The sequence below is a fragment of the uncultured Campylobacter sp. genome, assembly GCF_938015785.1.
Classification (GTDB): Bacteria; Campylobacterota; Campylobacteria; order Campylobacterales; family Campylobacteraceae; genus Campylobacter_B.
Window position 1 is genome coordinate 1 of the sequence record NZ_CALLWC010000072.1, and the last position, 21969, is coordinate 21969.

Here is a 21969-nt window from a genome sequence, read left to right on the forward strand (position 1 = left end):
CTTTATTAGAATTTTAAATTTTAAAATTTAATCAAAATTTAGCGTGCCGTCTTGCGGCTTTTCTTCAGAGCTTTCGCTATCTTTTTCCAGCTTTTGCAAATCTTGCTCTTGCTCGGAGACGCCTTCTTGCTCCGCACCATCGGATTCGCAAATCTTTTGAACATCCTCGAAAGTTATGAACTCATAAACGAAAATTTGCTTTGAAATTTGATTTAGCTTATCTTGCATCGTGCGGATTATCTCGCTTACCTCGTCGTAGCAATCTTGCAAAATTTTATTCACGCTCTGCGCGCTAGGGGTGAAACTATCGCCCATCGCGAGCTCGAAAACCATCTTTTGCGCCAGCGCGATAGCCTGCTTTACGTCGCTAGCAGAATTTGAAAAAGCGTCGTTTTTATGGATTTGTAGCGCCGCCATGCCGCTTAAAAGCACTTTAATTTGATTTAAAATTTGCGTTTTAGATTCGATCTCGAAATCCTCGTTTAAAAATTTATCGTTTAAAAGCTCGATCTTTTCGAAATCAAACGAATACCAATACGCGCTAAGCGCCTTCGCACCCTGATAAAACGCCTGGATCTCCTTTTCGTATTCGGTGAGAATTCTACTTTTTTGCACGCCGTAAAAGACCCTCATTCGCACGTTTTCAAAATCGCTAAGCTCGATCGTATCGCTACCTCGCTTAAGAGCGTTGATTGCGGCTTCATTTACCAGCGTCGCTACTCCCGCGCCGCTAAAGCCCACGCAGAGGCGGCTTACTTTGTTGATATTTGCGCTGCATCTTTTGCCCTCGAGGTAAATTTTTAAAATTTCGATGCGGTCTTTGTAGTTCGGAAGCCCAATAAAAACGCGCCTATCAAAGCGCCCCGAGCGCAGTAGCGCATCGTCGATCAAATTTATTTTATTGGTCGCGCCGATTACCATCACGCCGCTATTTTCCTCAAACCCATCCATCTCGGTCAGCAGCTGATTTAGCGTCGCTTCCCGCTCGTCGTTGCGCCCAATACCGCGCTTGCCGCCGACCGCGTCGATCTCGTCGATAAAAATAATTGCGGGCGCGCAGGATTTGGCCTTCGCAAACAGCTCGCGAACCCGCCTAGCACCGACGCCCACAAAGACCTCGGCGAAGCTTGCGCCGCTTTGGTAAAAAAACGGCACGTCCGCCTCGCCGGCTACGGCTTTTGCGATAAGGGTCTTGCCGACGCCCGGCTCGCCGATCATTAAAATTCCTTTTGGCAGCTTGATGCCAAAATTTCGGTATTTTGCGGGATTTTTTAAAAAATCCACGATCTCTATGAGTTCGCCCTTGACCTCGCTGATGCCCGCGACGTCGCTAAATCTCACGTCGCTAACGCTTGGCGAAAGATCGCCGAGCTCGCCGCCTGCGCTAGCGCTCTGACGCGCGGTGCCGTCCATCCTGCGGCGTCTAGCCAAAACGGTTTCAAAATAATATACGAAGAGAAAAAATGCGAACGTAAAAATTACCAAGATCGCGCTGATACCGCTCGTGCCATCATCCTTTTCTTTGCTGATTAGAGCGTGATTTGATAGCTCCTTAAGATCTACGAGATCGACTAAAATTTTATAGCGTTTGCCGTCGTAGGTAAAATTTAAATTGCCGTCCTCGATATGCGCGCGCTTGATCTGATCTTTTCGCACCAGCTCGCTAAATTCGCGCTCGGTGATGTATCGCGAATCATCTTTAAAATAAACGATCGAGAGCAAAACGATAAGCAGCACTAAAAAAATCAGAATTATATTTAGCTTGCTTTTTTTGATTTTATGCAAAATTTCCATCAAATTTAACCTCATAATCTCTTATCTCCATCCATTTTTTCGACAAATCCTCATCGCTTTTGATCCAAATTTTATCATAAAATTGATCATATCCTTCATAAAACTCTCCGTTTTTCCGCTCGATCAGCACATTTAGCGGCACCTTGTGCGAAAGACGAAATTTATAATTATTCAGCGCCGTTATGTTCTGCAGCATCTTCAGCCGTGCCTTCGCCGTTTTGCCGTCTATGCGACCTTTTAGTGACGCCGAGGCGGTCCCTTGCCGCGGCGAAAAGATAAAGGCGTGCAGATGCGTGAGCGGAAATTTTTTGAAATTTTCTACCGCTTCGAGCCAAATCTCTTCGCTCTCGCCCGGATGCGCGACGATAAAGTCCGTCCCCAGCGCAAACCCGCGCTCCGCAAGCTCGCAAAAAAGCTCCAAATCCCTTAGCGCGGAATTTCGGCGGCGCATTATGCTAAGCATCTTTTGCGAAGTGTGCTGAAGCGCGATGTGCAGATGCCGCTCCAGCCACGGCTCGGATAAAATTTCGCGAAAGCTCTCATCGATCTGCGAGGGCTCAATGCTGCCTAGGCGGATACGGCGAATTCCGCGTATCGCGCCCAGTTTTTGAAGCAGCGCGCCCAGGCTCGTGCCCGCGGCTTTGCCGTAGCTTCCGATATTGGTGCCGGTTAACACGATCTCGCCAAAACCGTTTGCGGCAAGGCTTTCCGCCTCTTTTAAGATCGCGTCTTCAGAGCTGCTGCGCGAGCGGCCGCGCACCGAGGGGATTATGCAGTAGCTGCAGTTAAAATCGCACCCCTCTTGAATTTTAATAAAGGCTTTGGTGTGATCCTCGTAGTCGCTTACCAGATTCTTTTCGACGCCGTCAAGACCTCCGATATCATAAAATTTTGACTCCGAGCCCAAAAATTCATTGATCTTTTCCTTTTGCGACATCCCAAACACCCCGAAGACCGCGCCGTTTTTATACAGCTCTTCGCCGCGCGAGACCGCGCCGCAGCCTGTTAGCAATATCTTTTTGCCGAGGCGGTTCATCTTATTTACGTAGTTTCGCACGTCCGCGTCGGCGCCGTTCGTAACGGTGCAGGAGTTTATCACGACTACGTCCGCGCCCTGCTCGTCGTGCGTGATCTCGCCCGATTTGAGGTTACTTTTTATAAGCTGCGTGTCATAGATATTGGTGCGACATCCGAACGTTTTAAAATAAATTTTCAAATTTCGCTCCCCGATCCGCTTCCTGTAGCAAAGCCAGCGCCCTGCGCCGCTGCGTTTAAATTTTGTGAGCCTTGCTGCTCGGAGCCGAGATCTTGCGCCGCAAAATTTCCGCCCGCAGCCGCATAATTTTTGCCGTTAAAAAGCGTGTAAGCAGGATAGGCGATCTTGATATCGGACTCGCTTCTTAGCGCATCTAAAATTTCAGCCGAGATGTTGCTGCGAAGCCCGAGCGTCGCGTAAGAGTTCGTCATATACCAAACCGAAATTTCAATGCCGTATGGCTCAAAAAAGCTAAAAATTCTAGGCTCGACATTTGGATTTTTGATGCTGTATTGCGAGCGAAGCTTGCCCATCTGCTTTTTGGCGATGTCGGTGTAGCCTTTGGAATACTTCCGCACGATGTTTTTTATGAGATACATCGCCTTTTTATGGTTGCTATCAAATGTTAAAAGTATGCTGATTCCGTCCCAGACGGTCTTAAGTCCACTATGGGTGTAGTTTGAGATAAGATCAGTAAAAATATAATTATTCGGTATGAAAATCACCCTGCCCGCGCGTTTATTTTCTCTCCACGTAGTCATAGTAACGTCCTCAAAAATCGTCATCCTAAGCACCGAAATATCGATGATATCGCCTACGTAGGTCTCGCCGTTTTTATGCACCCGGATACGATCGCCCACGCGAAAACTGCCGCCAAGTACGATCGTAAGCCAGCCTAAGGAGCTCATAAACATATCTTTCATCGCAATCGCAAGACCTGCCGAGGCAAAGCCCAAAACCGTCACGAAATGCGTCATATTCTCGATGTAAGAAAAGAGCAGTATCAGCGCAATCAGCGTGAAATTTAAAACGTTGATAGCTTTATTTACGATATAAAAATTCTCGTCGTTTTTGATATATTTTTTCGCCACTACCTTGCATAAAAACGACAGCGCGATGACTACGAGTATCCATACGGCGATATTTCCCGCGCGCTTGATTTGAGCTTTTATATCGGCGGTCTGCACGGCGATTTGGGAGTTGATCTTTTTTTCGTAAACGTCGTATGTGGTCTGCGCGATCTCGTATGCGGAGCTAAACTCGCTAAGCTCGTAATCTAAGCTTTTAAGCTCCGCCGCAGCGCTTGCGTCCGTATCAATCTGCATCAAACGCTCATATAGCGCTCTTTTTGCTTCAAGTTTATCGATTAAAATTTTAATATTTTCGATCGCGTTTTTCTGCTCCATCTTTTGAGCTTGCAAATTTCTAATCGTAGAAAAACCTGAAATTATCGAAAAAGGATTTGTAATGCGCGCAGGCTCTGGAGTTTCGGGCATCGCGATGATATCTAAAAACGGAGATTTTTCATACTCTTTTAGCAGTATGAGCTGCTCTTTTACGGCGCGAAGTTTTTTTTGAATCTCTGCGATCTTATCGGTGCCGGCGCTCTTTTTTAGCTCCGCTTCGAGCTGGCTGGATTGCTTTTGTAAATTTTGATAGCCGATGAAATTTGAAAAGCGAGAGACCCAGATATTATTTTTGATCTCATCGTCAATAACACGGATCTGATCTTTTAGCGACGCGGTTAGCTTAGAATTTTCATCTTTCTTCTCACTAGCGGTGGAGCTAGCGTTAGATTCTAAGCGCGTATGCGCGGTGGAGAGTGTAGAATTTGCCTCGCAAAATGCAAGATTAAAAATCAAAAAAATAGCTGCAAGCACTCTCATTCAAACTCTTTCAGCGCTGCAATTACTTCATCTTTTGCGATCTCTTTGGAAGCGTAGAATTTACCAATGCCATCGGGTAGGATAAATTTTATCTTGCCGTTTTCGCTCTTTTTATCGAGAAAAAACAGCTCGTAAAACGCGTCCGCATCCTCTACGTGGAATTTTATCGGAAGCGCGAATTTTTGAAGCACTTTACGGATCTGCTCCTCTTCAAGCTCATTTAATTTATCAAGACGGCGTGCTAGCGCATTTGCCATCACCATACCGACCGCCACAGCCTCGCCGTGCAAAAATTTTTTATAATCAGTAATTTTTTCGATAGCGTGAGCGAAGGTGTGTCCGTAGTTTAACACTGCACGCACGCCGCTTTCGCGCTCGTCTTGCTCTACAATGTTTGCTTTAATCTCCACGCAGCGAGCGATTACGTGCGAAATTTCATCGGCGCTTTTTAGATCGTGCGTCTCGAAAAATTTAAATAGTTCGACATCAAAGCATACCGCCATCTTTACCGCCTCCGCAACGCCTGCGGCAAACTCTCGCGCAGGAAGCGTCGATAAAAATTTGCTCTCGCAATAAACCGCGCGCGGCTGATAAAAGGAGCCGATTAAATTTTTGCCGAAGCGATTATTTACGCCCGTCTTGCCGCCGACGCTTGCATCCACTTGCGCTAGCAAGGTCGTAGGTATATTGATAAAATCGATACCGCGCTCATAAATGCTCGCGCAAAAGCCCGTTATGTCGCTGATGACGCCGCCACCAAGAGCGATGAGCGTGCTTTTGCGATCAAGCTTGGAGCCAAAAAGCTGCTCTAAAATTTGCTCCACGCTCGCGGTATTTTTATACTCCTCGCCGTCTGGGATCGTGATGATAAATTTTTGCTCGCAATCTAGCCGCTGCAGTAAAAAATCAAGCCACAGCCCCCCTACTTTGGGATTTGTCACGATAGCGACCTTACCGCTAAGTTTTAAACTATGCAATTCGTCGATAAAAACGCTGTATTTTTTGCCTAAATTAAGATCGATTTTCATACGCTACCTTTGATTTTTGGGTAATTGTAACATAAATTTCGATTACTTTTCATACCCGTAATCGCTCGGAACGAAAATTTGATGATTTTTGCCGAGTTTAAAATACATCTGATCCAAATCCTGATTGAAAATCGATGTGAGCTTACGCGCCAAAATTCTATCATTAAATGGCACGAACTGCAGCAGATCTCGCTCGCTGCCTAGCGCTAAAATCGGATTTTGCCGCTCGCAAGGAATCACGAATAAACTCTGCTTAAAAAGCTTCGATAAGCTCACGTAGCTTTGCGCAAACTCGCCTTTTTCGCTCTCGCCGAAAAGATACAAATACACGTCTAGCCCTAGCTGCGAGCTGATGTCAAAGACGATACTTGATTCCTCGCGAAGCCGCTCGCCGGCACTTAGCACGACGCTTTTACGCACATCTTTTAGCTCGCCCTCTCCAAGGCTTAGCACCGGAATTTCAAGTGCTTTAAGTGCTGCTTTTTTCGCCTCAAAAACTCCGCTTGAGCAAACTACCAAGCCTGCTTTATTTTCGCTCACGTCGCGCTTTAAATTTAATTCGCCCGAGTAATCGATGAGAATTTCAAATTTATCCCGCTCACACAGAGCTTTAAGCTCGCTAAAAGCGTCGTTTAACAGCGGATTTAAAATTCTTAAATAAATTTTATGATTTCTAATATGTAAATCCAAAAACTCAAGCGCCCTAACCGTCCTAGCTATCTCGTCGCCGCTCATTTTTTTCATATCGATTAGCGCGAAAATATTTAGCCCAAACGGCGATGGAAATTGCCCACTTTGCTTTTTTACTTCAGCAAACACCGCTCGCAGCGCACTAGGCTCACCAACGACTAAGATCGTATCATTCGGATAGATCCGCGAGCCGGGCGTCGTTACGATGTAATTGTTGTGGCGGTAAATCATCGGAATTTGATATTTGGCATTAGAAAGCGTACTGATTTTTTTATACGCAAACGAGCTTCCTACGGGCACTTTTACCTCCATTATCTCTCCGCGTCCAAGCCCGATATTATCAGCAAAAACGGGACTATCGGGTAAAAAACCGATGAAGCGCGAGGAATTTAGCGCGAGGGTATTTACGATTTTTACGCGAGCTTCATTTTTATTTTCGCGCAAAAGTCCCCAAAAATCGTCCACGTAAAGCTCTAAATCCGGAGCGAGCGTCTTTAAATTTTCAAGCGTTACTTTAGTGTCAAATTCATCCTCCATTATCACTATGCAGCGGTCAAATTCCTCTTCTGCTAGCACCACGCGCAACCGCTCAATGCTAGTAGGATCAAAAATTTCGACCGAAAAATTTGACTCGTTTTCAAGCTCTGCGGGCACAGCATCCGTATTTTTAGCTATGACGCGATATGATCTGATGACATCTTTGATTTTACAAACTTTGGATAAAAAATGGCGCGCAAACTTTCCGCTTGCGATGATTAGGACTTGTTTCATTGCTCTCCGTTTCGTGGTTTTGCAAAGATTATAACCAAAAACGGCTAAATTTTAAACCGCGCGATAAAATTTGCGGGCAAGCTGAGGCGCAGCGACTTAAAAATTTAAAGATCGAAATTTTAAAATCAAGGTTTAAAATTTCAAAATCCAAGGCTTAAATTTAAAATGAATTAAAACTAAGCCTCGTTAAATTTAGTCTTGCTGCTTAGAGCGATAAAATTTCATAAATTTAAAAGCGGTCGCGGCATCTGCGCGCACCGCTTGGGCAAAAATTTTAAACTCGCTAGATTTTAAAATTTCACCTCCGCAGAGAGCATAAAGCTTCTGCTCTCGCCCAGCGTTACGCCGTTTGCCGAGCCTAGTACGCTAGTTACGTTAAGTCCGCCCGCGCCGTCGGCGCTCGCAGGATACATTCCCGCCCAGTATTTTTTGTTAAATACGTTATTTACGTTGAAGCGTAGCGTAGTCTTATCGCCCAAAAGGTGCTCGCTCGTATATCTCATGCCAAGATCGGTAACGAAAAAGCTAGGAGTGCGCTGAGTGTTTAGATCGTCCAGATACATCTTGCCGGTGTAGTGAAAATTTGTACTGATCGCGAGCTTATCGGTGCCCGGGATTACGTAATCAAACATCAAATTTGCGTTTAGTTTAGGGATGCCGTTTGCGACCTTGCGATTAGCGCCCGCGATGCTTACGTTATGCATCTTTGGATCAATATAGGTAAAGCCGCCCAGCACGCTTAAATTTTGCGTAATTCGTCCGCCGCTCATAAACTCAAATCCGCGGTTGCGCTGCTCGCCGTTTATGCCATAAAGCCCCGTAGAGCTATTTAGATATGCGATAGGTCTGCGAATATCGAAATACGCCACGCTAAAATCGATCATATCGGCTACGCGGATCTTAGCGCCGATCTCATGCTGCTTGGAGCGATACGGCGACGTAGAGACGACCTCGCCGTTATGCGGACCGCTATTATAAACATAGGTAGAGCCCTGTTGCAAGCTATCTGCGTAGGTGTAGTAGATGCTGGCATCCTCTACGGGATGAAAGATCAAGCTGCCCGCCCAGCTATAGCCCGAATCACTATAGGCTTTAACAAGTCTTTTTTGGCGGGTATTGTAGGATTCCTGCCTCATCCACGCCTTAGATGCGCTCAACATCATGTCAAATTTATCATTTATCGTGATATCATCTAGCATCGAGACGTTATACATATCCAAAACCGCATAGTGATACAGCCCGCTTCCGCGTCTAGCACCGGTGTAATTTAGAATTTTAGGATCGTAGATATTGCCTATAGTAGGTGAAGTGTAGTTGGTGCTCGCGATCTTATATCTATCCTGCGTCCAGTGATAGCCATTGGTCTGCACGCTAAAATCATGCTCGATATCGCCCGTGTTAAACTGAGTATTGGCCTTGAGATAGCCGCTTGGCAGGTCGAATCTATATGCCGCCGTAGCACCGCCGCTGTGTCTGGTTTGATAATCGCCCGGCTTTGTATATTGCGGATGTGTGCTAGGCAAGATATAATTTACAACGCCATGAGTATCACGATCGGCGCGCTGAAACTGAAAGCCGCCCTCTAAATACCATTTATCGGTAGGCGTAAATTTAAATTTCGCGCTTGCGGTAGTGGTTTTTAGATGCATACCTCCAAAGCTCTGCCCAAGACCGCGCCTTGAGGAATCAACCGCTTTTGGAAGCACCATTCCATCAACGATCTTACCGTCTCGCACGCCAAGAGCAAACTGCCCCGCAAAGCCTTTAGTATTGTGCTCGTAATAACTAGCCGCGGTTTCGAACGTTAGATCGCCCGTCGGATAAAATTCCATCGTGACGCTGGCTAAGCGACGCTGTAAATTTGAGCCTTTCGGTTGTCTGTCGCCGTTTGATCCGTAAAATACCGTGCGGTAGCCGAATTTTTCAAATTTATCGGATAGATCAAGACCAAGACCTAGGTTGCTTCGCGACATATAATCGCTCCAGATGATGTATTGATCTTTTACCGGGCGCTTGCGCGTGTAGCTGAAAATCCCGACCGGATTTTGCGCGCCGTAGAGCGAGCCTGCGACGCCGTTTTGCACCTGAAAGCTCTCAAACATCGCCATCGGAATCGCCGTCGTCGAAATCGTATAAAAGCCGTCCCAGAAGCTGTTGCCTACGACGCTGCCCTCAAAGCCGCGCGTCTGCGGGCGTCCGACCGTAGCACCGCCGCGCATCTGAATCTGTGCAGACGGGAAGTATTTAACCGCCTCCTCGTAGCCGGTGACGCCTTGGTGGTTCATGATCTCCTTACTGATCGTGTTGATCTGATAGGGAAGATCCAAAGCGCGCTTGCCCGCAAGCAGACCATGCTGCACGTTTTTGCTCAAAAAGCCCTCGTCGATACCGCTCTCGCTGATATTATCGCCGACGGAATTTACCTCGATTACGCCCATATTCTGCGACTTTTCAGGCGCAGAATTACCGTCACTTTGCGCTGCAGCCAAACTACCGCATAGTAGGCACATACATGCCGCTAATGAAATTTTAAATTTCATCGTTTTCCTTCGTTCCATTATTTTCCCTTCGTTATGGATATATTTAATATTATTTTTTAGCATATTAGAAAAACTTTCCTAAATTTAGGCTAAATTCGAGATATAAATTTATATATTTGTAGTCGCATTTTTTAGCTTTAAATTTCATAGACGATATACCGCGATACAAAAGAAAAATTGCGCAAATTTATATGAAATTCTAAAATTTTAATGTAAAATCGCCCGTATGAAAAAACTAATACTGGCGCTTATGCAAGTGCAAAACCGACTTAAAAATTTCTTCCGCCTCTACGATACCGAGCTCATGCACCATGCATCAAGCCTTAGCTTTCACACGATTCTGGCGCTACTGCCGGTGCTGATGGTCTCGCTTAGCGTCTTTATGCAGCTACCAAGCTTCAAAGGCTACTACGATAAGATTATGGGCTTTATCTTTTCAAACTTCCTGCCTGCAAATCAAGCGAGCATGGCACACTATATCGAGGAATTTATGGCAAACGGGCTAAGCCTTGGCGTAACGGGCTTTTGCGCAGTGTTAGTTACGTCGGTGCTGTTTTTCGGAGATTTTGAAGCGATTATCGCGCGCATTTCGCATTCGCCCGAGCGAAGCTTTTTTAAGAGCCTAAGCACCTACTGGACGCTGATGACACTCGCTCCTGTGGGACTTGGAGCGTCGTTTTATATCAGCGGCGAGCTCCAGGAGCTACTAAATAAAACCGAGTTTACGAGCTGGATAAATTTGCTTAAAATTCTACCCTACTTAATCGTTTGGGGGATCTTTGCGATTACTTATGCTACGGCGATCAACCGCGAGATCCGCGCAAAAGCGGTGCTTGCCTCATCGCTCGTAGCATCGATTTTATGGTGGCTTTCAAGACTAGTTTTTGCGCAATACGTCTTTTATAACAAAACCTATCTTAGCATCTACGGCTCGTTTTCGGTCGCGCTATTTTTCTTTCTGTGGATCTACATAAGCTGGATTTTCTACCTATACGGCGTGAAATTCTGCGTATTTTTGGACGCTAAATTTAAAAGAGGTGGCGAGCTACAAAGCGCCTGAATTTCTGCGCAAAGCTGCGTTTTTCTATGCTTTTTGGATTAAAGCGCGTTTTCTGCATGGGCTAGAAATTTAAATCGAAATTTTAAAATTCTATCGAAAACGGGCGGGAAGTTTGTCTTTGAATAATCGGCATATGCATAGAAATATAATTTTAAAAATTTATGAGGTACGGCAAGGCTAAAATTTTAATCCCTCGCAAAGCGCTGTTAAGGTAAAATCATGCGCGATTTTAAAGAAGGAAAATATTATGAAAGACCGCGACAAAGAGCCGATAATCATAGAAAACGACTACTTTTTTAGGCTTACTATATCAAATAAAATAACGGGCGTGCTTATATTCTTGTTTTTTGTCTTACTAAATTTGACGCCGGAATTAGATCCTTATAAAGAAATAATGCGAAAAGCCGCATTAGTGATGGGGATTTTCGGAATTTTATTTAGTATTTTTTGGGAGATAAAAATAGCCTATCAAGAATTTTACAATAAGTTTTTTACAAAATTTTATGATGATAAAATTTCATTCGACCATATAGACGAACATATGAAATTTAAAACCGAAATTTTGCAAAAAGACGATCTCGTATCGGTAACTTGGGCGTTGATACCATACAATGAAGAAGGGGCTGGCTTATGGATGAAAGATATCAAAAATAAAAGTGACAAAATAATAGCGTATTTGACAAGCCCATTATACTTTTTAATCACCATGTTGCGCCATTTCATTTTCTTGGCGCTCAATGGATTTAAATTTAAAAAGTATATATTGTATAGGTTTAAATCGGGCATTATTGCAGTGCCGAATAATAAATTGCTAAGCGACAAAGACGTTAAATTTGAGCTCTCGTCTTTGTTCGGTCTGTATACGAGTGATTAAATTTAAATTATAGAATTTCTCAAGGAGGGCTAGATGGCGTTTGTAGCAGAATATATTTCGAAAGAGGACTTGAAGAAATATGATATTTTAAGCAATATGAACGAGCTACTGATGAAACACAATTACACATACCCAATCCAGGATAATGATACCGATTGGATGAATTGGGTTATCGATAGGCAAAGAGATGCTTGGTTTATTCATGTATGTTTGGCATCTATGCCGGATCCGCGAGATGGATTTACGGGTGAGGATATTTGGTTGCTTCACTATAAAGGTAGAGATATTGAGCTTGATATAAGGCGAATTTATGACGAGACTACAAGTAAAATGCTCGTGGATAATCCGTTTTTTATCAAATATAAGCTAGAAAGTATAAATTCCAGCACTTACGGAATTTCATTGGATGAGCTTTATAAAATTTTAAAAGAAGCTCTGGCGGAATACGGCAATCGCGGTATTAGAGGTAGAGAAAATTTGCCAAAAGAACATGAAGTCGTAACTTTTTTGCACGATTAAAATTCAAAGGACCGATGAGCTGCGTCAAAATACCTCTGATATTTCACTATCCAAAATTTAATATTTTCTACTGCGCTATAAAACGCTCCACTCTTTTTTATATTCATTTATTATCTCATCGGGCGTTCTTTCTCCCTTATCGACCTTGATAAGATCGATTATATCTTGCTCGTTTGCAAACATACCCTCTATCGCGTGGTTGCAGATGATAGATCTGTTTTGCTCGTATTGTTCTACGCTCAGCTCGTCTTTATATTTTTCAAGTATAGCCGAACTCTTTTCTAAACTATAAACTTTCGGATATTTTTGCATGCTTTATCCCCTAGCAATATAAAATTTTATCAGCTGCGGCGTCCTATTAAAAAACAAAGCTCAAGCAGGCAGGCGCACTTTTCTGCTACGAATAGCTTGCAAGTAGTTCGCACTTCGCCGCAGCTAAAGCAGATAACTATTAGATGACGGGAAATTTTACCGCAAGTAACTCACAAATAAATTTAACAAAACCCTTATCAAGCAAAAAACGAAGGAAAAGCCGTCAAATAAAACTTGCTACTCCCTTACGATGAAAGCTCCAGTAAACTTGCCATTATGCGCGAAATCTCTCGCCTCATCCTCACTCTTAAATCCACTTAAAAAGACGCGATAAATCGGCGCGCCATCTATGCTAAATTCTTTGATGATCGCAGGATATCCCGCCGTGCCGTGGTAATCGCGCTGATAAATTTGTGCGCCGCTTCTGTTTCTAAACGCACCGATTTGCACCATAAAATTTCCGCCGACAATGGTTGCTTTCGGCGAGCCTTTGGCGATAGTATGCCCATAAAAGCCCACTACTTCGAGTTTTACCGGCGCCGTACCTTTGGCAAATACGCCTACTAAATTAGCAGCTGTTTTGCTAAGATCGATGATGCGACCATCCACGAATGGACCGCGATCGTTGATGCGCACGGTTGCGGTAGCGCCGGTGTCGCGATTCGTGACCTTTACCATAGTATTCATTGGATAGGTTTTGTGCGCGGCGGTCATGCCGTTCATATCGTAAATTTCGCCGTTTGAGGTGTATTTGCCATGAAAATTCGGCCCATACCAGCTGGCGATGCCGATCTGAGTATCGCCGACGCTTACTTGCTCGGGGTAGTAGGTTTTGCCGTTAATTTTATAAGGGCGCATGGTGGCGGGAGAGTTTTTGCCGATCTTGCCCGCACCGCCCGCAGACGATCTAGACGACGGTGCGGAGCGAAACGAACAACCGGCAAGAATCAGCGCAAAAAGCGCACTAAAAAGAGCGATTTTCTGGTACGACACCTGCGATCCGATCTATTTGTTAAATTTTATATTATTTAGCGCTATTTCGTTTTTGTCTTTGAGACTAAGCTCGTTCGCCAAACCTGCTAACACACGTCCTGGCTTGCGCTGTTTCAGACGTGGTTCATACGCTTGAAACGCGCCTTGATTTACGACAAATTCTGCATATTTGCTTTGTGGGATATAAAAGAAGTACTTGCCGTTAAGCGGTGAAATTCCGTTTTTAATATGCGCGTTGTAATCCTGCATCTGTGACGGCGAAATTCCGATCTGTTTTGCAACCGCGCTTAGCTTTGTGCCCGGAGCTACGGCGATACGTTTTAGCCCCCACGGCTCACTTTCAAAAAGCAAAATTTTGCGCATATTTTCATTTTGAGCAATGTAAGCGTATTTGATAATGCGCTTGATAAAATTCTTAGTCTCATTAGGAAGTGCGGGACTTTTTAGCAAGCGATCCAGATCGTCGCTGCCAGTAGCTGCAATCGCATTTTTAAGTTTTTGATCGCCACAATTATACGCCATTAGCGCTAAATACCACTTGCCAAAATTTTGCTTCAGATGCAAAATATACGAAAACGCAGCATCCGTAGAGGCTGCAGGATCGCGACGCTCATCCACGGCGCTATCTACTCTAAGACCGAAATTTTTCGCAGTTGCCGGCATCAGCTGCCACATACCACCTGCGCTAGCGCCCGAAGTTACGGTGTTTTTAAGATGAGATTCTACCATTGCCAAATACAATAAGAATTCCGGAGCTTCGATGTTATCGACCTCGGATTTGACTAAGTAGGCATTGTGCGACTGCGAAGTCACGATATGCTTAAACTGCTTGCGATCGCTTGCATTGATCGCACGGAATATGCCCGCGACTACGTTTTTGCTCGATTCGTTATTTTCGATGCCGAATTGATTTAAAATATAGTCGTGATTTGCGCGCATCAGACCGGGCTGGCTCGCAAACGCTTCGCCCATTAAAAGCAGGGCTAGCAGTATAAATTTTATGGCTTTCATATCTCTCCTTTGATTTTATCGCCAAAAAGCCTACAGGCGTTTTGAGTCGTTATTGCTTCAACCTCTTCTACGCTTAGGCTTAAAATTTCCGCGACTTTTTCTACCACGAGTCTCGTGAATGCAGGCTCGTTGCGCTCGCCGCGATGCGGATGCGGAGTTAGATACGGTGCATCCGTCTCGATTAAAAGGCGCTCTTGCGGAATTTGCGGTAAGATCTCAACTAAGTTTTTTGCATTTTTGAATGTCAAAACTCCGCCGATACCGAAGTAAAATCCGTATTCGCTAAGACCTAGCAAAAGCTTGCTGGCATTGAAGCAGTGCAAAACACCGCCGCATAAATCGCCGGCGCGATCTTTTAGAATTCCAAAGCTATCTTCGTTTGCTTCTCGGATATGGACTATAAGTGGTTTTTGAAGTTGTGTTGCTAGATCGATTTGTGAGATGAAGGCGTCTTTTTGGTGGGAGATTTCTAAGGCTTTGGTTTCCTTGCTCTCTTGCTGCTTAAGTCTGAAATAATCAAGACCGCATTCGCCAACGCCCACGCATTTGGGATCGTCAGCATACCGCTTCAGCACCTCCATATCGAAAGAATCTATCTCGTATGGATGCACCCCTACGGCAAAATACACATTATTCCGCGCGTGCGAAATTTTACATGCCTTATCTAGGTCTGCTACATCGGCACCGGGAATGATGATGCTACGCACGCCTGCAATCGTGGCACGCTCAATCACCGCGTCCAAATCGGCGTCGAAACTAGCATCGTCTAAATGGCAATGTGTATCTATAATCATAAAACTCACTTGATAAAATTTTTCGAAGCGGATTTTACGTCGTTTTGCAAAATCACACTTAAATTTAAATTAAACGCGGTATTGTAGCGAAAAATTTCAGATTTAAACTTAAGCTTAAAATTCCTTCAGCTTTGCCTTAGTTTTTTAGCGAATTCCAGGGCTTCTGCAGTAATAGTCTCGCCGCTTATCATACGAGCTAGCTCTGTTATTTTCTCATTTTCGCTTAATAATCTCACGCTAGATTTGCCGTTAGTTTTACTTACTAAAAAGTGTGACGCAGCCTTTGAGCTAAGCTGCGGCTGGTGCGAGATCGCAAAAATTTGATAAAATTTTGAAATTTTTACCAGCACGTTTGCGATACTCATCGCCTCTTTTCCGCTTAAATTTGAATCAATCTCGTCTAAGATCAAAATTCCCTCGCCGTTATTTGTAAGCTCCAAGCTTGCCGCGATGAAAGCAAGGCGTAGGCGGTTCGTTTCGCCTGAGCTTAAATTTTTAAATTCCGTCTTGCACAAGCTGACGCAAATTTCGTCTGTGCCGCACTCACTAAGCGCCGTAGGCTTAAAACTAAGCTCCACTCCGTCCATATAAAGCTGCTTTAGATAGGAATTTATCAGATCCTCGAGCCGTTTTTTAGCGCCCTTGCGAGCCTCGCTGATTTTTTCGGCAAGGGTAGCGGTGCTTTCGCTAAGGCGTTTAAATTCCACTTGCAACTTGGTTTTTTCAAAGCTTAACTGCTCGTAATGCTCAAGCTCTTTCTTACGCGCTTCAAGCGTAGCTAAAGCTTCTTCTACGCTTCCGTAGCGCCTATTTAGCGCGCTAAGAGCTTCGATACGATCTAAAATTTTCTCTATGTCGATATTTTCGAGCTCGTCTAAGCTCAAGCTTTCTCGCTTTAGCCGCAGTTCGTTCATCGCATCCTCAAAAAACGCGCTATCCAGCCCGCTGAGGCTTAGCGCTTCGATGACGCTGCGTTCTAGCTCAAAAACGCCCTGCGCCCTAGCCCAAAGTTCCTCGATCTTATCTTTTTTACTAAGCTTTTTTTTGATTTGCAAAAGCTCCTCATATTCGCCGATCTTAGGCGATACGCGCTCGATTTTTTCAATCTCGAAGCGAGCAAATTCCTTTAACTCCTCGATCTTGCGCTCTTGATCTAAAATTTCATCCAGCTGCTTTTTTGTGCGGCTAAATTCCGCAAAGGCGCTTTGAAGCTCCAATAGGCTTTGCGCATGCACCGCATCTTTTTTCGCGGCGATAAAATCAAGTAATTTTAGCAAGCTGCCGCTACTCATTTCGCCAGCGTTTTTCGCGCCTAAAAATTTCACGTATTCGCCGGCGATCGTGCTTAGATTTTTTTTCGAGACCGATTGGGAATTTATAAAGTATCGCAAGCTACGCTCTTTTAGGACGCGAAAAATATTTGGCGTATCGTTTATCAAGCCGAAATTTTCCATATCAAATTGATGCTCTACGTCCGCTTCTATGAGCTCAGCCTCGCATTCGTTAAGACCGAACACCGCTAAAATCGCGCCTATTAATACCGATTTACCCGCGCCGCTGATGCCTGTAAATACGCTAAGTCCCGGGCCAAAACTAAGCTCGCTCTCGCAAAAACCTAGATTATTTTTAATATAAATTCTTTCTAGCATCCGCCGTGCCCCCATCTGAGTTTGGCTTTTAAAACGTCGAAATAATCGTAGCTTCTGCGTTTTATTAAATTTGCCTTGGCGTGCGAAATTTTAACGCTCACGCTGTGAAATTCCGCCATATCAAAAACGTCTTGTCCGTCGATGACGACGCTAACTTCGGAGCTTCCGGCGTTTTTGAAGCTCGCGAGATATTCTTTTGGCAGGATCAAAGGCCGCTGCGTCAGGCTATGCGAGCAGATCGGCGTGACGCAAAACACGTCGCACAGCGGATAGACGATAGATCCGTTCGCGCTCATATTATACGCGGTCGAGCCTACAGCGGAGCTTACGATCACGCCGTCGCCGTAGTAGGTGTTGAAATATTTTCTATTTAAAAACGCATCGATCTTCGCCATCGAAGAGATATGGCTGCGGGTGATTACGACGTCGTTAAATGCGGTCTTGCGGACGATCTTGCCGCTGCCGTTTTCCAGTATCACTTCAAGCAAAAACGGGCGCTCGATCTCGTATTCGCCGCGCAGAAATTCCTTTAAAAATTTTGCAAATTCGCTCGGCTGCACGTCCGTTAAAAAGCCCAAAGTGCCCGCGTTGATACCCAAAATAAAGGCGTTTTTGTCGCTTAGTAGCCTCGCAAGCCCGATGAGCGTGCCGTCGCCGCCGAGGCTAATTAAAAAATTGGTCTTTTTTAAAATTTCTGCAAGCGTATGCGACTTAAGGCCGAAAAATTCCGCTCCGTCCTCTTCAAGCAAAAGCTCAATACCTTGCGCTTTTAAAATTTCGCAAATTTGCTCCACGACGGGGCGAATCTCTTCTGATTTTTTGGCTATTAGTCCCGCGAATTTAAGGTTTTTATGAATTTTGTTTTCCATAGTTTTATTTTATAAAAAATTAGCTTTGTAAAAGCAAAATTTAACTATACTTGCGTTTTACAAATAATTTTAAAGGAGTAAATTTGCGAAGTCATTATTGCGCCGATTTGAGTAAAAACGATATCGGCAAAAGTGTAACCGTGTGCGGCTGGGTAAATTCTTACCGCGACCACGGCGGCGTGATTTTTATAGATTTGCGCGACCGAAGCGGGCTGTTACAGCTAGTCTGTGATCCCAAAGATAGCCACTCGGCATACGAGGTAGCAAATACCGTGCGAAACGAATTTGTCCTAAAAGCCGTCGGCAAGATCCGAGCTCGCGGCGAGGGGCTAGAAAATCCAAATTTAAAAACCGGCGACATCGAAGTCGTAGTAGAAAGCTTAGAGATCGAAAATCCAAGCAAGCCGCTTCCTTTCGTAATCGGCGATAAAAGCGTCAACGAAGAAACGAAGCTGAAATACCGCTTTTTGGATCTGCGCGCTGAGGGAAGCTTCGATAAATTTAAGATGCGTTCCAAGGCCGCGATCGCCGCGCGAAATGCTCTTGATAGGCTGGGCTTTGTGGAGGTCGAAACGCCGATCTTAACGCGCGCGACGCCTGAGGGCGCTAGGGATTATCTGGTGCCTAGCCGCGTCTATCCGGGCAGCTTCTACGCGCTTCCGCAAAGTCCGCAGCTTTTCAAGCAGCTTTTGATGTGCTCGGGCTTTGATAAATACTTCCAGATCGCGCGTTGCTTCCGCGATGAGGACCTGCGCGCCGACCGCCAGCCGGAATTTACGCAGATCGATATCGAGATGAGCTTCAATACCCAATACGACGTAATGCGCGTAGCCGAGGAGGTTTTAAAGGATATTTTCAAATCCTGCGGTCGCGAGATCGTCACCCCTTTTAGACATATGGAGTATAAAGACGCGATGGAGCTTTACGGCAGCGACAAACCCGATCTTCGCTACGATATGCCTTTCATCGACGTAGCCGATATTTTTGAAAAATCGAGCAACGAAATTTTTTCAAATTTAGCCAAGGACCGCAAAGCTAACCGCGTAAAAGCCCTAAAAGTCGAGGGTGGCGATCTGAAATTTAGCAAGCGACAGATGCAAGGCTTTGAGGAATACGTGAAAAAATTCGGCGCGCAGGGACTTGCGTTTATCCAAGTAAAAGAGGACGGACTAAAGGGGCCGCTGGTAAAATTCTTTGAAAAAAGCGAGCTTGATGAGCTCATCAAGCGCTGCGAGCTAAAGGTCGGCGACGTCGTATTTTTCGGCGCGGGCAAAAAGAAAATCGTGCTTGATTATATGGGCAGATTTAGAATTTTCCTCGCAAACGAGCTTGGTCTCATAGATCCGAACAGGCTTGAGTTTTTGTGGGTCGTAAATTTCCCTATGTTTGAGCAAAACGACGACGGCAGCTACTCCGCGATGCACCATCCTTTCACGATGCCGAACAATCCCGACGAGCCTGATTTAGAGGACATTACCTCGATTGCCTACGACGTCGTGCTAAACGGCATCGAGCTTGGCGGCGGCAGCATCAGGATTCACAAAGCGGACATTCAAGAAAAGGTCTTTAGGCTGCTTAAGATCGAGCCTGCGGAGCAGAGAGAGAAATTCGGCTTCCTGCTCGATGCGCTAAGCTTCGGCGCGCCTCCGCACGGAGGTATCGCGATCGGCTTTGACAGGCTGATGATGCTCGTTACCGGCTCAAGCAGTATTCGCGAGGTTATCGCGTTTCCTAAAACGCAGCGCGCGCAGTGTCCGCTTACCAAAGCCCCTAGCGTCGTTACAGATGAGCAGCTTCGCGAGCTAGGTCTTAGGCTTCATAAGAAGGAGCAAAAATGAAAAGCCTTTTTCTAATCATTGGCGCTCCTGGCAGCGGCAAAACGACCGATGCGAGTATGATCGCTCAGATGAATCAAAGCATCGAGCACTACTCCACGGGCGATCTGCTTCGCGCCGAGGTAGCAAGCGGCAGCGCTCTTGGTAGGCAGATAGACGGCTTCATCTCTAAAGGCAATCTCGTGCCGCTTGATATCGTTGTAAATGCTATCGTTAGCGCGATTAAAAGCTCGCCTAAAGACTTCATCATCATCGACGGCTATCCAAGAAGCGTCGAGCAGATGAATAAGCTAGACGAGGTACTGCGAGGCGACGATGATGTAAATCTTAGCGCAGTCATCGAGGTGTGCGTCAGCGAGGAGGTCGCTAAGGAGCGTGTCTTAGGACGCGCTCGCGGGGCGGACGATAACGAGGAAGTCTTTAAAAACCGCATGGCGGTATTTTCAGAGCCGATCGAGGATATCCGTAAATTTTACGGCGACGCGGGCGTATTTTACAGCGTAAACGGCGAGCGCACGGTCGAGGAGATCGTAGCGGACATAAACGCTATAATCGCCGCACAGATCGAAAAATTAGGCTAGCGCGCTTGGACGGCGGCTTAAATTTTAAGCGCCTCCGGCTCCTTTTTTGCATCGCGAGCGGTGCAGATCGCGCTTAAATTTAACGCGCCTCCGAAGCGAGCGCGCTTTTAAATTTATAGCTTGCCGTTAATGGAGATAGTTAAATTTTAGGCGTAAAATTAAGTAGCCGCTGTGTAAATTTTAAATGCGAGCGCCCAAATGCAAGCAGATTTCAAATTTAATGAAATTTCAGATCTGTTTGCAAATGCAGAGATTAAAATTTAAGGATAGATATGGTTAGAAAATTTTTACTTAGTATGGCTTTATGTGCGGTCGCATTCGGCGCGGGCGGGTTTGTGCCAAGCGGCTCCGCGGCGCAAACTCAACCGTTAAGCGTCAAAGAGGCGCTTAAATTAAGAGATGATTCTTTTGTCGTAATCGACGGCAAGATAAAATCCCAGCTCAGACACGAGCATTATAGATTTGTGGATCAAAACGGCGATAGCATCGAGGTTGAGATCGATGATGACGTTTGGCGCGGCGTGAGCGTGGATGAAAATACGCTCGTGCGAATTAGCGGCGAGATCGACAAAGATTTTACCAAAACGACGATAGACGTAAAAAATATCAAAATTTTAAATTCTAAATAAAGGAAAACTATGGATCTTTCAAAGATAAAAGTGGGCTCAAACCCCGATAAAATCAACGCAGTGATCGAGATCCCTTACGGCTCGAACATCAAATACGAGATCGACAAAGCAAGCGGCGCGCTATGCGTAGATCGCGTACTCTACGGCGCGATGTTTTACCCCGCAAACTACGGCTTCGTGCCCAATACCTTAGCCGACGACGGCGATCCTGCGGATGTTTTAGTGCTAAACGAATACCCGCTTGCCGCCGGTAGCGTGATCCCGTGTCGCCTAATCGGCGTTTTGATGATGGAGGATGAAAGCGGCATGGACGAGAAGCTGCTTGCCGTGCCGGTTAGCAAGATCGATCCGCGATTTGAGGGCATTAAAGGGGTCTCCGATCTGCCTAAAGCGACGCTGGATAAGATCAAAAATTTCTTCGAAACCTACAAGCTTTTAGAGCCGAATAAATGGGTTAAAGTAAAGGATTTTGCAAGCGCCGCGGAAGCCGAGAAAATTCTAGACAAAGCGATCAAGGCTTATAAATAAAATTTACAAGCATCCTTCGATTTGGAATTTCGCCTCACCTTTAAGACGCTGGCGAAATTCCAAAATTTTAAAATTTGATGGAATTTGCGAAGCGCAGAGCGATGTGATGATTTTTAAATCAAGCCTGCAAAGCGCTCGCTTAAATTTTATAAATATCGCGCAGCTAGATACCAAGAATGTTAAATTTTAAAAAGGCAGCTCAAATGAAAAAGATTTATATCGCGCTATTTATAGCAGTTGCTTTTTCGCTCTGCATACAATCGATCTCCGGTTTTAAAGGCATTAAAATTAGTATGCCAAACGATGCGCAGGGCATCCGCCTGAAGTTTAGCCCAAAGCTGAGCGAGGATCAAAATACGCAAATGCAAAACTTGGCGAATTTTTTACGCTTTAGCGATAAAGGGCGAGAGAATTACTATGGTATAAGCTTCTTTAGCGATATCGCTACGACGTGGGATTTGTATGAAAAGCTTGCGGACATTGATGAGCTAGACTTCGGCAGAAACGCGAATTTTATGACCGTTTCGCCGATTAGAGTGGATGAGGTTACGCAGGTTCCGCCCGAGATTT

At 45.2% G+C, this 21969-nt stretch carries 20 protein-coding genes; 8 read left to right on the top strand and 12 right to left on the bottom strand.

What is annotated here, in order from left to right; all coding sequences use genetic code 11:
• Positions 1-27 precede the first annotated feature (27 nt).
• From Q0393_RS10435 to Q0393_RS10460, 6 genes are all read right to left on the bottom strand, one after another.
• Positions 28-1809, bottom strand: a complete 1782-nt coding sequence (locus Q0393_RS10435; protein ID WP_298980006.1) for an AAA family ATPase — start codon at positions 1807-1809, stop codon at positions 28-30.
• Positions 1778-3010 carry a tRNA (N(6)-L-threonylcarbamoyladenosine(37)-C(2))-methylthiotransferase MtaB gene (gene mtaB, locus Q0393_RS10440; protein WP_298980008.1) on the bottom strand — a complete coding sequence of 411 codons (1233 nt, stop codon included), beginning with the start codon at positions 3008-3010 and terminating at the stop codon, positions 1778-1780. The genes Q0393_RS10435 and mtaB overlap by 32 nt, the downstream gene beginning before the upstream one ends.
• Positions 3007-4716 (bottom strand): mechanosensitive ion channel family protein, encoded by a 1710-nt coding sequence (locus Q0393_RS10445; RefSeq protein ID WP_298980010.1) that lies wholly within the window; start codon positions 4714-4716, stop codon positions 3007-3009. Before Q0393_RS10445 ends, mtaB begins: the two co-directional genes overlap by 4 nt.
• Entirely contained in the window at positions 4713-5744 is a 1032-nt protein-coding gene (aroB, locus tag Q0393_RS10450; protein WP_298980012.1) for a 3-dehydroquinate synthase, read from the bottom strand. The genes Q0393_RS10445 and aroB overlap by 4 nt, the downstream gene beginning before the upstream one ends.
• A 42-nt stretch (positions 5745-5786) precedes the next feature.
• Positions 5787-7205 (bottom strand): TrkA C-terminal domain-containing protein, encoded by a 1419-nt coding sequence (locus Q0393_RS10455; RefSeq protein ID WP_298980013.1) that lies wholly within the window; start codon positions 7203-7205, stop codon positions 5787-5789.
• Between the two features lie 290 nt (positions 7206-7495).
• Positions 7496-9745: a TonB-dependent receptor gene (locus tag Q0393_RS10460; RefSeq protein ID WP_298980029.1), complete on the bottom strand. Its 2250-nt coding sequence runs from the start codon at positions 9743-9745 to the stop codon at positions 7496-7498.
• 226 nt (positions 9746-9971) lie between these two features.
• Between Q0393_RS10460 and Q0393_RS10465 the strand changes: the two genes are divergently transcribed.
• From Q0393_RS10465 to Q0393_RS10475, 3 genes are all read left to right on the top strand, one after another.
• Complete coding sequence (locus tag Q0393_RS10465; protein ID WP_298980014.1) at positions 9972-10805, top strand: YihY family inner membrane protein; 834 nt, start codon at positions 9972-9974, stop codon at positions 10803-10805.
• A gap of 247 nt (positions 10806-11052) precedes the next feature.
• The gene (locus tag Q0393_RS10470; RefSeq protein WP_298980015.1) at positions 11053-11679 is read left to right on the top strand and encodes a hypothetical protein; all 627 of its coding nucleotides are present in this window, start codon (positions 11053-11055) and stop codon (positions 11677-11679) included.
• 33 nt (positions 11680-11712) lie between these two features.
• Positions 11713-12198, top strand: coding sequence for a hypothetical protein (locus tag Q0393_RS10475; RefSeq protein WP_298980018.1), 486 nt, complete (start codon positions 11713-11715; stop codon positions 12196-12198).
• A gap of 75 nt (positions 12199-12273) precedes the next feature.
• On the opposite strand, the gene Q0393_RS10480 is transcribed toward Q0393_RS10475, so the two are convergent.
• From Q0393_RS10480 to Q0393_RS10505, 6 genes are all read right to left on the bottom strand, one after another.
• Positions 12274-12510 (bottom strand): hypothetical protein, encoded by a 237-nt coding sequence (locus Q0393_RS10480; RefSeq protein WP_298980019.1) that lies wholly within the window; start codon positions 12508-12510, stop codon positions 12274-12276.
• 237 nt (positions 12511-12747) lie between these two features.
• A complete protein-coding gene (locus Q0393_RS10485) occupies positions 12748-13503 on the bottom strand; it encodes a septal ring lytic transglycosylase RlpA family protein (protein WP_298980021.1) in 756 nt (251 codons plus the stop codon).
• A gap of 12 nt (positions 13504-13515) precedes the next feature.
• Positions 13516-14514, bottom strand: a complete 999-nt coding sequence (locus Q0393_RS10490) for a lytic transglycosylase domain-containing protein (RefSeq protein WP_291936754.1) — start codon at positions 14512-14514, stop codon at positions 13516-13518.
• Positions 14511-15308, bottom strand: coding sequence for a TatD family hydrolase (locus Q0393_RS10495; RefSeq protein ID WP_298980022.1), 798 nt, complete (start codon positions 15306-15308; stop codon positions 14511-14513). Before Q0393_RS10495 ends, Q0393_RS10490 begins: the two co-directional genes overlap by 4 nt.
• Positions 15309-15433: 125 nt before the next feature.
• Positions 15434-16957: an AAA family ATPase gene (locus Q0393_RS10500; RefSeq protein ID WP_298980023.1), complete on the bottom strand. Its 1524-nt coding sequence runs from the start codon at positions 16955-16957 to the stop codon at positions 15434-15436.
• Positions 16951-17826, bottom strand: coding sequence for an NAD(+) kinase (locus tag Q0393_RS10505; protein WP_298980025.1), 876 nt, complete (start codon positions 17824-17826; stop codon positions 16951-16953). The genes Q0393_RS10500 and Q0393_RS10505 overlap by 7 nt, the downstream gene beginning before the upstream one ends.
• A gap of 83 nt (positions 17827-17909) precedes the next feature.
• Between Q0393_RS10505 and aspS the strand changes: the two genes are divergently transcribed.
• The 5 genes from aspS to Q0393_RS10530 all read left to right on the top strand — a co-directional run.
• The gene (gene aspS / locus Q0393_RS10510; protein ID WP_297949271.1) at positions 17910-19664 is read left to right on the top strand and encodes an aspartate--tRNA ligase; all 1755 of its coding nucleotides are present in this window, start codon (positions 17910-17912) and stop codon (positions 19662-19664) included.
• A complete protein-coding gene (locus Q0393_RS10515; RefSeq protein ID WP_295151487.1) occupies positions 19661-20242 on the top strand; it encodes an adenylate kinase in 582 nt (193 codons plus the stop codon). Before aspS ends, Q0393_RS10515 begins: the two co-directional genes overlap by 4 nt.
• A gap of 272 nt (positions 20243-20514) precedes the next feature.
• A complete protein-coding gene (locus Q0393_RS10520) occupies positions 20515-20871 on the top strand; it encodes a NirD/YgiW/YdeI family stress tolerance protein (protein WP_298980026.1) in 357 nt (118 codons plus the stop codon).
• A gap of 9 nt (positions 20872-20880) precedes the next feature.
• Positions 20881-21399, top strand: coding sequence for an inorganic diphosphatase (gene ppa / locus Q0393_RS10525; RefSeq protein ID WP_298980027.1), 519 nt, complete (start codon positions 20881-20883; stop codon positions 21397-21399).
• Between the two features lie 203 nt (positions 21400-21602).
• Positions 21603-21969: hypothetical protein (locus Q0393_RS10530; protein ID WP_298980028.1), on the top strand; the 367-nt coding region annotated here is incomplete at its 3' end.

Bases quoted from the DNA above. Each gene is read 5' to 3' on its own strand.
- Q0393_RS10435 (WP_298980006.1), bottom strand. From the start codon at position 1,809: ATGAGGTTAAATTTGATGGAAATTTTGCATAAAATCAAAAAAAGCAAG.
- Q0393_RS10445 (WP_298980010.1), bottom strand. From the start codon at position 4,716: ATGAGAGTGCTTGCAGCTATTTTTTTGATTTTTAATCTTGCATTTTGC.
- aroB (WP_298980012.1), bottom strand. From the start codon at position 5,744: ATGAAAATCGATCTTAATTTAGGCAAAAAATACAGCGTTTTTATCGAC.
- Q0393_RS10455 (WP_298980013.1), bottom strand. From the start codon at position 7,205: ATGAAACAAGTCCTAATCATCGCAAGCGGAAAGTTTGCGCGCCATTTT.
- Q0393_RS10460 (WP_298980029.1), bottom strand. From the start codon at position 9,745: ATGAAATTTAAAATTTCATTAGCGGCATGTATGTGCCTACTATGCGGT.
- Q0393_RS10465 (WP_298980014.1), top strand. From the start codon at position 9,972: ATGAAAAAACTAATACTGGCGCTTATGCAAGTGCAAAACCGACTTAAA.
- Q0393_RS10470 (WP_298980015.1), top strand. From the start codon at position 11,053: ATGAAAGACCGCGACAAAGAGCCGATAATCATAGAAAACGACTACTTT.
- Q0393_RS10475 (WP_298980018.1), top strand. From the start codon at position 11,713: ATGGCGTTTGTAGCAGAATATATTTCGAAAGAGGACTTGAAGAAATAT.
- Q0393_RS10480 (WP_298980019.1), bottom strand. From the start codon at position 12,510: ATGCAAAAATATCCGAAAGTTTATAGTTTAGAAAAGAGTTCGGCTATA.
- Q0393_RS10490 (WP_291936754.1), bottom strand. From the start codon at position 14,514: ATGAAAGCCATAAAATTTATACTGCTAGCCCTGCTTTTAATGGGCGAA.
- Q0393_RS10495 (WP_298980022.1), bottom strand. From the start codon at position 15,308: ATGATTATAGATACACATTGCCATTTAGACGATGCTAGTTTCGACGCC.
- Q0393_RS10500 (WP_298980023.1), bottom strand. From the start codon at position 16,957: ATGCTAGAAAGAATTTATATTAAAAATAATCTAGGTTTTTGCGAGAGC.
- Q0393_RS10505 (WP_298980025.1), bottom strand. From the start codon at position 17,826: ATGGAAAACAAAATTCATAAAAACCTTAAATTCGCGGGACTAATAGCC.
- Q0393_RS10515 (WP_295151487.1), top strand. From the start codon at position 19,661: ATGAAAAGCCTTTTTCTAATCATTGGCGCTCCTGGCAGCGGCAAAACG.
- Q0393_RS10520 (WP_298980026.1), top strand. From the start codon at position 20,515: ATGGTTAGAAAATTTTTACTTAGTATGGCTTTATGTGCGGTCGCATTC.
- ppa (WP_298980027.1), top strand. From the start codon at position 20,881: ATGGATCTTTCAAAGATAAAAGTGGGCTCAAACCCCGATAAAATCAAC.